Source organism: Chthoniobacter sp., from assembly GCF_040003245.1.
Lineage (GTDB): Bacteria > Verrucomicrobiota > Verrucomicrobiia > Chthoniobacterales > Chthoniobacteraceae > Chthoniobacter.
Map to the genome: position 1 here is coordinate 1 of NZ_JBDUCX010000184.1, position 13,771 is coordinate 13,771.

The following is a 13,771-nucleotide window of genomic DNA, read 5'->3' on the forward strand; positions in this document are numbered from 1 at the left end:
TGGCGGGATTCGTGGCCGGAGCGGGCGTCGCCGCGCCGTCCTTGCCGGGTTTGAGGGATTCGATCTGCTTGAGCAGTTCGCTTTCCGTGAGCGGTTTTTCGCCGGGGCCTTGCGCCAGGGCCGGCGAACAGGCGACCACCGCGGCGAGGAAAATGGGGAGTATGTTCTTGATCACTTTTATTTAGGCCCAGGGGTGTAAAACTTGTCCGGTTGATCTCCGGAAGCGGAGGGGCTGGCCGCTTCTTTGGCTTGGGGAGTCTTGAAGGTGTCGGGCGCGTTCCTGGCTTTCGGAGCCTTGGCGGCCTTGGGCTCGGCCGGCTTGGCCGCATCGGAAGTTTCCTCGTCCAGATTGTAAATGAGCATGCGGACGCCGCCGCCGAGGCCGCCCTGCTTGGTCTTGGTGTTGAAGACCATCGCCTCGCCCGTGAGATCGAAATCCGCGCGCTTGATGGTCACATGCTTGTTGGTCGTGATGACGCTCGTGTCGGTGTCGAGGATCGAGGTCGGCAGATCGATCTGCATCTCGTGCTCGCCTTCCTCATTCAAGGTCTCCACCTGCATATCCGTCATTTCGATGTGATTGGCATCGATGCGCGAAGCCACGCCGATCTGGAAATTCATCTGCCGCTTTCCGCTCGAGTCGAAATACGGAATGCTCAGCCCCTTGGACGGGTGCCCCGGCTGCACGGGAATGTCCATCTTCTTGGGGGCATTCGGGTCGTCGGAGTTTTTCGAACCCTTGGGCTTCTTCGGTTTCTTGACCGTCGCCTCCTTGCCATCGGGGCTGGGGGCGGCTTTGCCATCCCCGGATTTCTCCGCCAGCGCCGTGGTCGCGATCAACGCGGCAACGAGGACCGCGGTATGCTTAACGAACGAGGTCATGTATCTGCCGTAATTGTTTCAACAATGTAGCCAATTGCGCGAGCGGAATTTGATTGGGGCCGTCCGACAGTGCCTGGGAGGGATCTTCGTGTGTTTCGATGAAAATGCCATCGCATCCTGCGGCCGCCGCTGCGCGGGCGAGCACCGGGGCGAGCACGCCATCGCCACTCGTCTTGTCTCCCCCGCCCCCGGGACGCTGCACGGAATGCGTCGCATCGAACACCACGGGATAGCCCGCCTCGCGGATCCAGTAGAGAGAACGCATGTCGGCCACGAGATTATTATAGCCGAAAGTGGTGCCGCGTTCCGTAAAAAAGAATTGGTCGTTGCCGAAGGCGATCAGCTTGTCGGCGATGTTCTTCACATCCCATGGAGCGAGGAACTGGCCCTTCTTCACGTTCACCACGCGCTTCGTCTCCGCGGCAGCCTGGATCAGATCGGTCTGCCGGCACAGAAAGGCGGGAATTTGCAGGATATCGATATACTCGGCCGCGATCTTCACCTCCTCGGGAGAATGAACATCCGTGGTCACGGGCACACCCAGTTCACGCCCGATATTGGCCAGGATCTGGCAGCCACCCCGGACATCGAGACCGCGAAACGACTTCACCGACGTGCGGTTCGCCTTGTCGTAGCTGGCCTTGAAAACAAACTGCACGCCCACTTCCGCGGCGATCGCCTTCAACTGCCGGGCCGTGCGCCAGACAAATTCCTCCGACTCGATCACACAAGGACCGAGGATGTAGAGCGGTTCAGGGCCGCCCAGACGGCATGGCCCCACAGATATCGACGGACGTGGCACTTCGGCTCAGGCTCCGTAGCTCTTCGTGAAGCGCTTGCGGCCTTCTTCCGGCGGCGCCTCCGGTGCAGGGGCAGGCGCCGCTGCGGGTGGGGGTTCTGGGGCGGGTGCAGCGGCCTCTGGTGCGGCCGCCGGCGGCTCTTCGAGGTCGGGAGCGAGCGACTCGCCGGGGTGATAACCTTCGGTCCTTGAGGCCACGTGCACGAAGGCCTGTTCCATCTGGTCGAGCGCGCTGTCGATCACCTTCTGCTCATCGGCGGAAAGATTGCCCGCCGTCTTCGCCTGGATCACGGCGAGCTGATCGATAAACATCTTGGCCAGCGGGATATTCACCTGCGGCTGGCCCATGCGCGGATCGGTGATCTGCCCGAGGCACAGCGCGGCGTTTTGCGCCTGCATCATCACGAACTCGATGAAAATTTGCGTCATCTCGCCCGCGTCGGTTTGGGTTTGGACTTCAGCCATAGATAAAGACTACGCGGGCGTGAGCAACGGTGCGAAGGAAATTTTTGGAACGCACGCCGAGGACGCCGACGGCGCGGCGTCCCTACCGGTCACGCCTTGGGGCGGACGACGGCGGTGATGGCGGGCTGGGTGAAATACTTCCGCGCCACGGCTTGCACCTGCTCCACGGTCAGCGCCTCGATCTGGCGGCGCTGCTCGAGGTGATAGTTGTAACCGAGATCGTAAAGTTCGTTGAGCGCGGCCTGGAAGGCGAAGGCCTGGTTGCTCTGGTTGCGAATCTCCTGCTGGCCGATGTATTTTTCCTTGGCGCGAGCGAGTTCCTCGGGGGCCAGGCCGTGCGCGGCGAGCTTGGCGATCTCGTCGTTCAATGCTGCTTTTACGTCGGTCACTTTCGCGGGATCGGTGCCGAGATAGAAACCGAACATGCCGCGGGCGAGGCCGCTCATCTGGCTGCTGCCCACGAAATAGGCGAGGCCCATTTCCTCGCGAATGCGCAGGAAGAGGCGGGAGCCGAGGTCGCTGCAGGCTTCGTCGATGATCTCGAGTGCCGCATTGTCGGGACTGAACAAATCCGTGCCGGGGAAGCCGACCATAAGCACGGCCTGCTCCTTGTCCCGGATGGCCTCGACTTCGCGCGAAGCCGCCAGCACGGGAACTTCCGCCACGGTGGCCAGAGCGGGTTCGCCGGACGGCAGCGCGCCGAGCAATTCCTCGGCAATGGCACGCACCTCCTCGGCACGCACGTCGCCAAAAACGGAAAGCACCCCGTTGCGCGCGACCAGATGGCGATCACGGAAGGCGCGGAGCGCATCCGGCGTGATACTGGCCACGGATTCCGGAGTGCCCGACGCGCGCAGGCCGTAAGGATGGGCGCCAAACAATTCCGCGCGCAGGATATTGCGCGCCACGACGGTCATCTCTTCTTCCTCGGCCTTGATCGAGGCGAGCTGCGCTTCCTTTTCCCGGCCCACCGCCTTTTCCGGCATCGTGGCATGGCACACAACATCGGCGAGGATTTCCAATCCGGCCCGGAAGTCGGGCTGCATGACGCGCGCGGAAACATTGACGCTGTTGTTGCCGGCGTCACTGCCAATGACCCCGCCCATGTCTTCGATCTGGTCGGCGATCTGGCCGGCAGTGCGCGTCTTCGTGCCCTTGAGCAGCACCTTGGACAGCAGACGCGTGAGACCGTTGTCCGCGGCGGTCTCAGCGAGCAACCCGGCCTTGAAGGACGCATTGATCGAAACCAGCGGCAGGCGGTGGTCTTCGCGCACCAGCAGACGCAGGCCGTTGGACAGCTCGAATTTCTGGATCTCGCCAGCGGTCACAGCGGTCTCCGCCTGCTGGACGGCCGCGAGGGCGCCGGGCGGATTCAGCGAAACGATCGAGAGGTTTTGGTCGACGAGATATTTGGCCAGCGCGCGCTGGATATCCTGCGACGTCACCCGCTGGACGGCCTCGAGATAGTCGCGGGAGAAATCGAGGTTGCGCGCGAGCAGCCAGTTCGAGCCGAGGTCGGAGGCGCGCCCGCGCATCGTGGTCACCGCCTGGAGTTGATGACTGAGCGAGGCCTTCTTCGCCTTGTTCAGTTCCTGGTCGGTAACGCCCTGGTCGCGCAAGTGGGCGATGAGCCACAGCACCTCGCGCTCGACCTGGTCGCGCTTGTCCGGATCGAGCACGGCATCGACGCCAAACAACCCGCCATGCGTGAGCGCATAGCACCACGCATCCGCGGAATGGACGATGGCAAGGTCTTCGCGCAGGGACTTGTAAAGATGCGAGCTGCGCCCGCTGCCCAGGACCACGGCGGCGACATCGAGCGCCGGGATATCGGCGTGCGAAGACGGCGGGATATGCCAGGCCATGTGCAACCGGGTGAGTTCGGTCGGAAATTCACCATGCGAGACGCGCCGGCCCAATTGCGGCGGTTCCTGCGGAATGAAGACCGGCGGCAGGCTGCGGCGCGGGTGAGGCGCAAAGAGTTCGGCCAGCTTCGCGTGCACGGCGTCGGCGTCGACATCGCCCACGACGACGAAGAACATGTTGTTCGGGACGTAACGGCTCTTGTAGTAGGCCATCACCTCGTCGCGCTGGAGGCCGTTGAAGACATCGAGGTAACCGATGATCGGGTGCCGGCAGGGATGTTCGCGAAAAGCGGTGGCGAAGAGCGCCTGGCCGCTCATGCGATCCGGGTCGTCCATGCCCATGGCAAATTCGCGGCGGATGACTTCCTGCTCCTTGGTGTACTCCTCCACGGGGAGGGTGGAATTCATCACCGCATCGGACAGCAAATCGAGCGCGACGGGCACGCCCTTGGACGGAATATCGATCCAGTAGACCGTCCGTTCGAAAGAGGTGTAGGCATTGATGTAGCCGCCGGCGTCCTGGATGCTCTGCGCGAAGGCGCTGGCGCCGCGGGTGGGCGTGCCCTTGAAGAGCATGTGCTCGAGGAGATGGGAAAGCCCGGCGCCGAGATGGGCGTCCTCATGGATGCTGCCCGTCTCGATCCACGCCTGCACGCTGGCCACTGGTGAGCTGTGGTCTTCCTGCACGATGACGCCCAGGCCATTCGGCAGGGTCCAGGTGCGGGCATTGACCGCGGGGTAGCTGATGCTACGCGGGGCCTCAGGGCCCGTGGAATAGGATTGGGGAATCATGAACAAAACGATCGGTCGGCCGGGGAAGACCGGAAGCGATCAATGCAACTCTTCCGCAATTTCGCTGGTCGAACGGGTGGCGGGTGCTTTTTCCGGCAGAAATGGAGCGACGAACGCCTCGTGAAAACTATAGCCGCCGCCGAAGTGATCGATGGAATCGGCCTCCGTCTTTCCGAAAATGCCTTCGCGGATGAAATTGTAGACCATCTCGCCGAAGTCTTCGCAACGGCGCACGCCCCAATAACCCAGGACCGTGGGCACCATGGGGCCGTATTCCTTCAGGGCATACTGACGGATCCCATCGAGCAGTTGCTGACCGGTGACGTGGTCGCCCCCCTCCTTCGCTTTCTTGCGCTGTTTGACCGTGTAGTCGAGCGCATCGCGGAGGAAGTGGTAGGCCTCACGATCGTATCGCGAATCCTGTTCAACGATCAGATCGAGTTTTTCACCGAAGTCGAGTTTCTGCATAGTTGGAGATGGCCGTCGGGAGCGGTCGGCCAAACGCGTGCTGGCGCCGGAGGAACCTGCGCTTACACTACGTTCAGTCGGTGAAAATAATTCACACTCCCAAACTGCGGGCCGAAAGTAAGCACGTTGTCCGGCAGCGTCAACTGCTCGCAATGGCCGGCGCTTTTCTGTTGGGCACCGTATTTCTGCGGGCGGCTCCGCCCGCGCCGCCGCCGAGCACGCCCCAAGGTGAACTGCACGCCGCGCAATTGATGGAAGCCGCCCTGCTTGCGCGGCAGGCGGGCCGCGAGGAATTGCTGAAGCTCGATGGCGTCTTCCGCGACCTCGAGACGAAGTATCCGCGCGATGCCGCGATCAAGAATGGGCACGCGGAATTCTTGTGGACGATTGGTGAGCATTCTCGCGCCGTGGAGACGTGGCTCGCCGCGGAGAAGCTCGATCCCCACAATGCCGCGGTGCTCGATCATCTGGGCGGCAGTGCCTTCGCCGCCGGCGAGGTGAAGAAAGCGGCTGGTTACTATGCACGGGCGGTGAGCAATGCGCCGGAGAACGCCGCCTACCATTTCAGTTACGCCAACCTCGTGTTCCTCTTTCGGCATGATCTGCATGACGCGACGCATTCCGAATCGGACTCGCTGATCGATGAAGCGCTCCAGCACTTTGCCGAGGCCGCACGCCTGGAGCCGCTCAATGCCGAATACGCTCGCGCCTTCGCCGAGACATTTTACTCCGTGGCCAAGCCGGATTGGGGCGAGGCGCTCAAAGCGTGGCAGCATCTGTCCGATATTTCGTCGCAGAAGGACTTTGCGCTGCTCAATCTGGCGCGTGTTCATATGAAACTGGGTAACAAGCCTGAGGCGCGGGCGAGTCTGGCCCTCGTCCAGGACCCCAAATTTGACCGGCTGAAGGCCCGGTTGATCGAGCGGATCGATAGGGAATAATTTTATCAAAGAGAGGCGCGGCGGCCTCTCACCAGAGTAAATGGGCTCATTAAAGAGGAAATTCGACGAGTGGACATTTCCTGCAATTAAATTCTCCGAAACCTGCCATTGACGCCCGGCTCTTCCCCTCCTACGCTGGCACCCCGCTTAGAGAATTTTACCAAACCATCAGCCCAAAGGGAAATCACATGCCTGAAGTCATCGTTCGCAAAGGAGAGCCTATTGATCGCGCTCTCAAACGCCTCAAGAGCAAACTCGACGCCGAGGGGATCATGGACGAAGTCCGTCGCCTCCGCGCTTTTGAAACGCCGACGCAAAAGTCGAAGCGCAAAGCCAAGTCCAACGCCAAGCGCGCCAAGGCGAAGTTCCGCTTCAACACGTCCAACTAAGCGGATCGGACCGGGGTCTCCAGCCTCATTTCATTTACAAACAGCCAGCCTCGCAAGGGCTGGCTGTTTTGTTTCTGTTGATCAGTCATCGAGAGCGGAGTGCAACGGATTCGAGCGAAGCGAGAAGTCCGTGGTGCCGTGGGGACAATCGATGAACCCCGTCGCTCTACGAGCGATGCCATTGGCAATTACGACGGGGTCCTTCGACTACCGCTCCGAGCGCCTCACGCCTCGCACTCGCAGAGGACGCGAAAGCCGACGTCGTTCGAGGAGTACTCGGGCAGATTGTGATTGCGGGCGGTGGTGCGCAAATTCGCGGCGCGCGATTTCCAGCTTCCGCCGCGGTAGACCCGCTTCGGGCCGCTGATCGGCCCGCGCGGATTCACGCGCTCCTTGCCTTTGTAGTTCTCGAAATAATCGAGGCACCACTCAAAGACATTGCCGGCCATGTCCTCGATACCGAACGGGCTCGCGCCGCGCGGGAAGCTGCCCACGGGCGAAGACTCGGGAAAGCCATCGTCGATGACGGTGTCGCGCCAGGCAAAATTCGTCTGCTTGTCGGCGAAGTTGGCCAGGTTGCCGGCGTCGAGCCGCTCGCCCCACGGGAAGATGCGACCGTCCATGCCACGCGCGGCGTACTCCCACTCCGGTTCGGTGGGCAGCCGGTATTTCTTCCCCTCCTTGGAGGTCAGCCACTGACAGAATTTCTCCGCATCCTTGCTGTTCACGTAGACGACGGGGTGATTGTCGCCGGCTCCCGGGGCACGCTTGTTGTTGTGCGTCGGGTCGAATTTCTCGTACTGCGCGTTCGTGATCGGAAAACGGGAAAGGTAAAAGCAGCTCAGCGTGACCAGGGTGATCGGCTGCTCGGTCGGACCCGCGTCCCGCTCTGTGCTGCCCATGTGAAACGTCCCCGACGAGACGAGGAGCATCTCGATGCCGGTCGGATTCGTATATGCCGGATACTTCAACCGCTCCTGGGCGCGACCCAAGGGCGACGTATTGATCGCGTCCCTCGCCGAGGCGACGATCGAGGCCGCCGATACCGTCTTTTTCACGGGTGCGGGAGCCGGAGCCGGCTTAGCCACCGCAGGCACCGGCCTCGCGACCGGTGCAGTCGCCACGCCAGTTCGCGCGGCTGGGGCGAGAGGGGTCGGCGGCATGCCGCTCATTTCCTCGAGATACTCGTCGATCAAGTCTTCGGCCTCTCCGCCGGTGAGCCCGAGGCTCTCGCCCATGTTGCACATGGCGTCGCGCTGGTCGTCGGTCATCTCGTCACCGTCGATACAGAGCTTGGAAAGCCGCAGCATCCGCCGAAACTCCGAGAAAGCATCCGTGCCCTCCATGCCCGCCGGCATCACCATGGCGGTACCGCCACCGACCCCGGCCGTCGGCGCCGCCACCGCAGTGGGAGGGGCCACGAACATCGTCGCCGCGACGCGTTCCGCACCCACGCGGGTCAGTTCCTCATCGACGGTGGCTTGCATATCGCTCCGCGTGAGCCCCAGCCCGCGCCCGCGCTCGTAAAGGCGGTTTTCGTCTTCCTCGCGCAACTTGTTTTCGCCCAGCGCGAAGGCGAGCAGCTTCTTGAATTCGCCCAACGCCTCCAGGACGATCTGCGAATGCAACATCTGGTCGAACTGCGACCGCGTCTCAGGGTCGAGCAGCTTCGTGCGCGCTTCCGCCAGATAGGCCGGCGCTTCGTCCAGGCCCGCCCGCAGCAACTGGGAGAGCGGATTGCTCGGCTGGTTCTTCAGCGGCAGCTTTTTCTGCCACCAAACCGCCAGTTGCCGGCAGTTCTCCTCGATCTGATCCGGGCTCGGATTCGACTCGTAGGAAAGACAGAGCCGCGCATACAGGTCGTCGGAATTATAATTCTTCCAACCGTCCCAGCGCAGCGGATTGTCGGGAATCGGGTTTGGTAACGCCACAAGCCGAAAATGAAATCAAACCATCGGCTCAGACCACCTTGATTTGCAACAAATCTGCGGTGGCGGTTTCGATCTCGCTTTCCGAGAGCCCGGTATTGCGCGCAATCTGCACACGGTTCTGGCGCCCGTAAGCGTCGACGATCACCTCGAGCACTTGGTTCTCGTTATAGCTGTAGGTCAGTTCCACCGGCGAGCCTTTGGGCAGGAAGGGCGGCAACTCGATGTCGCAGATGCCAAGCGGCGTGCACTCGCCGGGCACCGTGCTTTCGCCCTCCACCACGCGCACGATCGCGTTCTTCATGTTCGCCTTGGCGGTGCCGAAGGAGTTCTTCGTCTCCACCGGCACAGGCGTCATTTTCCGGATCATCGGGAAGACATACTCCTCGACCTTGCCATCGTCCCAGAGCACGACCCCGAGGGTGTGGGTGGTGATGTTGGTGACTTTGATCAGCGAGCCGTCCTCGCTGGAAAACTGGTCGCGGACTTCCTGCGGAAGCTTGCGCTCGCCGAGCTTGTCCTCTTCGCCCAGGAGCGAGAGCACGCCCTGCACGGCAGCGCCGATGGCCACCGCTTCGTCCGGGCTCACATCGTCGGCCACGGGCACGTTGGAGATGGCCTTGATCATGTCCCGCACCGAAGGCATGCGCGTCATGCCGCCGGTGAGCAGGATGCGATCAATCTTGGTCCAGTCGAGGTTTGCCTCCTGCATGACGATTTCGCAGATCGTCTTGCACTTTTCCAGCAGGTGGCGGCAGCGGTTTTCGTACTCATCGCGCGTCAGGTCGAGCTTCACGCTCTTGCCATTGTAGCTGTGCACGATGGTGGTGCGGGTGCGGCTGGAAAGCTGGATCTTGGCGGTCAACGCCCGGTTGTAGAGATCCTGGTAGCTCTGCAAGTCGAGCAACGGATTCTCCCCGTGGATCTTGTCGAATTCATCCGCGACCCAATTGACGATGATATCGTCCCAGTCCTTGCCGCCCAGCCGATGATCGCCGTTGCTGGCCATCATCCGGATGTGGTGGGTCTCGATCTTCATGATCGTGACGTCGAAGGTGCCGCCGCCCAAATCGAAGACGAACACGGTCTGGTCCGAGTCGAGCTTGTCGAGACCGTAGGCCAAGGCGGCCGCCGTCGGTTCGTTGATGACCTGCAAGACGTTCAGCCCGGCCAACTGGCCCGAGTGCAGCGTGGCCGTGCGCTCGGCGTCGTTGAAGTAAGCCGGCACGGTGATCACCGCGTCCGTCACCGGCTCGCCGAGATACTTTTCCGCGTCGTTTTTCAGCTTCTTGATGATCAGCGCGGAAAGCTCCTCGGCCGAGTAGATCTTCCCGTTGAACTCGCGGTGAAACTGCGCCTTGCTCTTGCCCATCTCGCGCTTCACGAAATCGACGATTTTCTCCGGCTCGGCCACGGCATTCTGCTTGGCGAGCGTCCCAACGATGGCATTGGTGCCATCGAACAGGATTACAGAGGGAGTGATGCGCTCACTCTCTGAATTGGGAATGATCTGCGGCTTGCCGTAGGCATCGATGTGGGCAATCGCACAAAAGGTGGTGCCAAGATCGATACCTACTGCTTTGCGGGAGGAAGGGGCGGAGTCGGAAACGCTCATTTTTGCGGGGTAAAAGTCGGTATCCAGTAGGATTTGTCGCAGGATACGTGCCTTGTGAAGAAAAGCACTTACTTTTGAGGTGCGCCGCTGGCAAGCGCAACGAGGAATCCTTCTTTCCACTTCTTGATGATCACTTCCTCGGCCCTCAGAACCCGGTCTTTCCAGTAAAAGCCACGCTTGACCATCTTTACGATGTCACCGTCCTCGTCGGGGTCCTCGGCGATTTCGACCTGCACGGCGCGCTGGGTCTGTTTGTCGAGTTTGCCCGTGCCCACGGGTAGCATGGCCACCTCGAGGCGCGCCAGGACTTCGACGATGAACAAGCAGTTGTGCTCGATATTCGTGTCCATGGTCTTGAGCCGTGCGAGATGTTTGTTCGCGACCTCCGAGGGCAGCTTGGCCGCATCGGCCACCGCGTCCTGCATCTGCCGATGGATCAGGGACAGGTCGTCGTAGAGCGAGATCAGGTCGCGAATGATCGGCTTGTGTACCGTCTCGAGCAGGAAGCCGTCCTTGTAGCCTTTCAGTTCCTCGTGCAACGCATCGAACATCCGCTGGTTCAGGCCATTCTTCTGTTCCAACATCGATTGCAAGCCGCTGACCACTGTGGGCAGATCGGCTTGCGCTGTGCTCGCCGCGTCCGTGGATTTGTCGAGCTTCTGTAAAATCGTCGTATTATCCCCCGTGGCCCTCGTCACCGCCTCGAGCACCTGCATCAGCGGGCGCAGCATCTGCGGCACGCTCACATAAGATTTGGCCATCCGCTCCTCCACCCGGCGGGTGATCTCCTGTTCCTTACCCTCCTCCGTTTTACGGGCGGCGGTATCGCGATCTTCGATGTTTTGGGTTGCCTCTTGGAAAAGGCCCTGCAACTGAGAGTCGAAATCGGCGTCCAGTTTTTCTTCTTGTTGAGGCATAACGCGAAACTGATTTAGCGAAATTCACGCCAACCGGACTGTAATTCTCAGAATTAAACGCACGCTCTGTGTAAAGCGCTTCTGGAACCGGATTTAGTCGGGGAAACACGTAGATTCGCTGAGCAGGAGTGTTTTGAGCCACTCCTTAGCACTCTCCCCATTCTCATCTTCGGAGCGCCATCCCAAAATTTTGAAGGTTTGATCACCTTGAGTTGCCTTGATCACCTTGAATAGGCTTCACGTCCTGTGCGGTTCCGCATTTCTCACGCGCTTGGTTTCCGCCGACCGCCCCTGAATGCACCGCTCGATGCAATGTATCTGCATTAGCGGTGCCCTCTGGCCATCCCGACACCCGTGGATACTGGAAAAAATTAGAGGCACGATTAGACACGATTGAGCACGACTGGTCACGATCGACTCTGGAGTGGCACGAAATACTACCCCATCCCGCCGCTCGGGCGGCAGATCGGACGCAACTCCGTCTCACTGCAAGTCAATTGCACTAAGACCGCTTCCTTTAGCTATCCTGTCAAAGAACCCTCACTCACTCACTCTCCGCCGCAATCACCCTCTCATGTCCTGATGTTTTTGCATAGTATCACGCACCTCTGGAAAAGTAAAGAACAAAATGGCGCGAAGACGTTGCTTGGCGTCTCTCCCGCCCCGACGACCGACCGCAAACTACACACCGTAATCTATGTGGAGGTTGTGACCCCTGGCTGGGAATGAGATAATTTATGATCCGACTTCCTCCCACGTTCTGCATTCCTAGGAACTCCCCCACCCCGTGAAACCAGATCGACTACAACCCCTTACAACCCGTCGCGCTCTCTGGATGCGCAGGGTGCTCCTGATCGGTCTGCTGCTCACCGCGTTCTACATCGCCACCTACGCCATCAACAGCCGGGCGGGCGGCTATTGGAGCGCAATCGTCTACGAATTTAGTGATGGGAACACAGTCAGTACGCCAGCCATCCATTGGCAGCCGCGTTTTGGCTATTGGGAGGGGTATTCCGACGAATGGCTCGGCCGCTTTTACTCGCCACTCATTCGTCTGGATCGCCATTTCTTTCATCCCACGCATTATGTTCAGGATCCCAATTTCTTTCCTTGGGCGCAGGCTTTGAAATACTCCGACTGGCACCCTGGCAGTCGTGACGCTTTCTTTGCGCTGACGGAAAATCAGATTGAGAAGGGCGTCGCCAAAAGCGACCTCATTGTGATCGCAAGGCCTTGGGATGGGGGCGTCAGCGGGCGTAGCGGGACGCTGCTCGCTCAAGTCATCTCCGTCCTGACTGGCAATTTGCCGAAAGGCGACACTCGCGGAGTCCAGGTCTTCTATTCGAGCGAAAAAACCTGGCCCCACGTCAAAGAAGCAGCTCCTGCGTTCATTCTGTTCCTCACGCCTGCCCAGGACTCTAATCACCCCGACTGTTACTTTGATGTAACCGCCAAAGATCAGCCGTTCACCGTCGCTGCCTTGGGCAATATCAATAGTCTTCGGGCTGAACTCGACCTGATGAAATCCACGTCCTTCTCTTGGAAGACGAAGCCAGCTACACCCCGTAATATCCCCGAACCGCCTTGATCAGGCCGGGAATGTCGTACTGCTTCGCCTCGACGTCGACTTTCAGGCCGGCGGCGCGCATCGTCTTGGACGTAATGGGGCCGATGGAGGCGGTCTTCAGGGCGGAGGGCCAGGGAAAATTGAGAGCGAGGAAATTCTCCACGGTCGAAGAGCTGGTGAAGGTGATGAGGTCGGCGCCTTCCTCGCGGAAACGCGCCTGCGCTCCGCTGATGTCCTCCGTCTCCTGCACGGTGCGGTAGGCGACGGCTTCATCGACGATGGCGCCCAGTCGGGCCAGTTCGTTGGGCAGGACATCGCGCGCCTGCTCGGCCCGCACGAGGAGAATCTTCAGGTTTTCGACGGAGGAATCCTTTTGGAACGCCTTGATCACCCCCTCGGCGACGTATTCGTCCGGCTGCAGGTCGACATGGAGGCGGAAGTCGCGCACGCGCGCCGCGGTCGCCGGCCCGATCGCCGCGATGCGCACCCCGCCGATCTCCCGCGCGTCGGTGAAGATCTTATAAAACATCTCGAAGAAGGCGTTCACCCCATTCGGGCTGGTGAAGACGAGCCAGTCGTAGCGATGGGCGTCCTGCACGAGCTCGCCGAACTCGAGCAGTTCTTTCGGTGGGACGATGCGGATCGTGGGCAGTTCGAAAACGTCCGCGCCGAGACGCCGCAGCGCCGAGCTCAGGCCGCCGGCTTGCTTGCGCGTGCGGGTGACCACGATGCGCTTGCCGAACAGCGGGCGGGTCTCGAACCAGTTCAACTTGTCGCGCAGCCCTACGACATCGCCGATGACGCACACGGCGGGCGCCTTGAAACCGGTGTCCTCGACCTTCGCGGCAATGTCCGCCAATGTGCCACGCAGCGTCTGCTGGCGGCCCGTGGTGCCCCAGCGCACGAGGGCGACCGGAGTCTTCGGCAACGCGCCGTGCTCGATCAGGCGGCCGGTGATCACACCGATCCGCTCCACGCCCATGAGCATCACTTTTGTCCCCGGCGCGGTGGCCAGTTGCTTGAAATCCAGCGAGCTCTCTGTCTTCGTCGGGTCTTCGTGGCCGGTGAAAATGGTGAGCTGTGCGGCGTGGTCGCGATGCGTGACGGGAATGCCCGCGTAGGCCGGCGCGGACAGCGCCGACG

Annotated in this window: 12 protein-coding genes; 3 read left to right on the forward strand and 9 right to left on the reverse strand. The window is 60.9% G+C overall.

Going from position 1 to position 13,771, the window contains the following annotated elements; all coding sequences use genetic code 11:
• Nucleotides 1-177: 177 nt before the first annotated feature.
• The 5 genes from lptC to ABJF10_RS21880 all read right to left on the reverse strand — a co-directional run bounded on the left by lptC (nt 178) and on the right by ABJF10_RS21880 (nt 5,271).
• Nucleotides 178-882, reverse strand: coding sequence for an LPS export ABC transporter periplasmic protein LptC (lptC, locus tag ABJF10_RS21860; protein WP_348546734.1), 705 nt, complete (start codon nt 880-882; stop codon nt 178-180).
• Nucleotides 866-1,609: a 3-deoxy-8-phosphooctulonate synthase gene (kdsA, locus tag ABJF10_RS21865; protein WP_348546735.1), complete on the reverse strand. Its 744-nt coding sequence runs from the start codon at nt 1,607-1,609 to the stop codon at nt 866-868. Before kdsA ends, lptC begins: the two co-directional genes overlap by 17 nt.
• 81 nt (nt 1,610-1,690) lie before the next feature.
• Entirely contained in the window at nt 1,691-2,146 is a 456-nt protein-coding gene (locus ABJF10_RS21870) for a DUF1844 domain-containing protein (protein WP_348546736.1), read from the reverse strand.
• An 89-nt stretch (nt 2,147-2,235) separates the two neighbouring features.
• Entirely contained in the window at nt 2,236-4,803 is a 2,568-nt protein-coding gene (locus tag ABJF10_RS21875; protein WP_348546737.1) for a pitrilysin family protein, read from the reverse strand.
• A gap of 39 nt (nt 4,804-4,842) precedes the next feature.
• Nucleotides 4,843-5,271, reverse strand: a complete 429-nt coding sequence (locus ABJF10_RS21880; protein ID WP_348546738.1) for a Minf_1886 family protein — start codon at nt 5,269-5,271, stop codon at nt 4,843-4,845.
• 152 nt (nt 5,272-5,423) lie between these two features.
• Between ABJF10_RS21880 and ABJF10_RS21885 the strand changes: the two genes are divergently transcribed.
• Nucleotides 5,424-6,212, forward strand: a complete 789-nt coding sequence (locus tag ABJF10_RS21885; RefSeq protein WP_348546739.1) for a tetratricopeptide repeat protein — start codon at nt 5,424-5,426, stop codon at nt 6,210-6,212.
• A gap of 188 nt (nt 6,213-6,400) precedes the next feature.
• Nucleotides 6,401-6,601, forward strand: a complete 201-nt coding sequence (gene rpsU, locus ABJF10_RS21890; RefSeq protein WP_348546740.1) for a 30S ribosomal protein S21 — start codon at nt 6,401-6,403, stop codon at nt 6,599-6,601.
• 224 nt (nt 6,602-6,825) lie between these two features.
• On the opposite strand, the gene ABJF10_RS21895 is transcribed toward rpsU, so the two are convergent.
• The 3 genes from ABJF10_RS21895 to grpE form a co-directional block, all read right to left on the reverse strand.
• Complete coding sequence (locus ABJF10_RS21895) at nt 6,826-8,532, reverse strand: SUMF1/EgtB/PvdO family nonheme iron enzyme (RefSeq protein ID WP_348546741.1); 1,707 nt, start codon at nt 8,530-8,532, stop codon at nt 6,826-6,828.
• 28 nt (nt 8,533-8,560) lie between these two features.
• Entirely contained in the window at nt 8,561-10,144 is a 1,584-nt protein-coding gene (locus ABJF10_RS21900) for an Hsp70 family protein (RefSeq protein WP_348546742.1), read from the reverse strand.
• Nucleotides 10,145-10,212: 68 nt separating this feature from the next.
• On the reverse strand, nt 10,213-11,061 hold the full coding sequence (gene grpE / locus ABJF10_RS21905; protein WP_348546743.1) for a nucleotide exchange factor GrpE: 849 nt from the start codon (nt 11,059-11,061) through the stop codon (nt 10,213-10,215).
• Nucleotides 11,062-11,848: 787 nt separating this feature from the next.
• Between grpE and ABJF10_RS21910 the strand changes: the two genes are divergently transcribed.
• Nucleotides 11,849-12,649 carry a hypothetical protein gene (locus tag ABJF10_RS21910; protein WP_348546744.1) on the forward strand — a complete coding sequence of 267 codons (801 nt, stop codon included), beginning with the start codon at nt 11,849-11,851 and terminating at the stop codon, nt 12,647-12,649.
• On the opposite strand, the gene ABJF10_RS21915 is transcribed toward ABJF10_RS21910, so the two are convergent.
• A partial coding sequence (locus ABJF10_RS21915) for a uroporphyrinogen-III synthase (RefSeq protein ID WP_348546745.1) occupies nt 12,618-13,771 on the reverse strand: 1,154 nt, incomplete at its 5' end. The two genes, ABJF10_RS21910 and ABJF10_RS21915, sit on opposite strands and share 32 nt — an antisense overlap.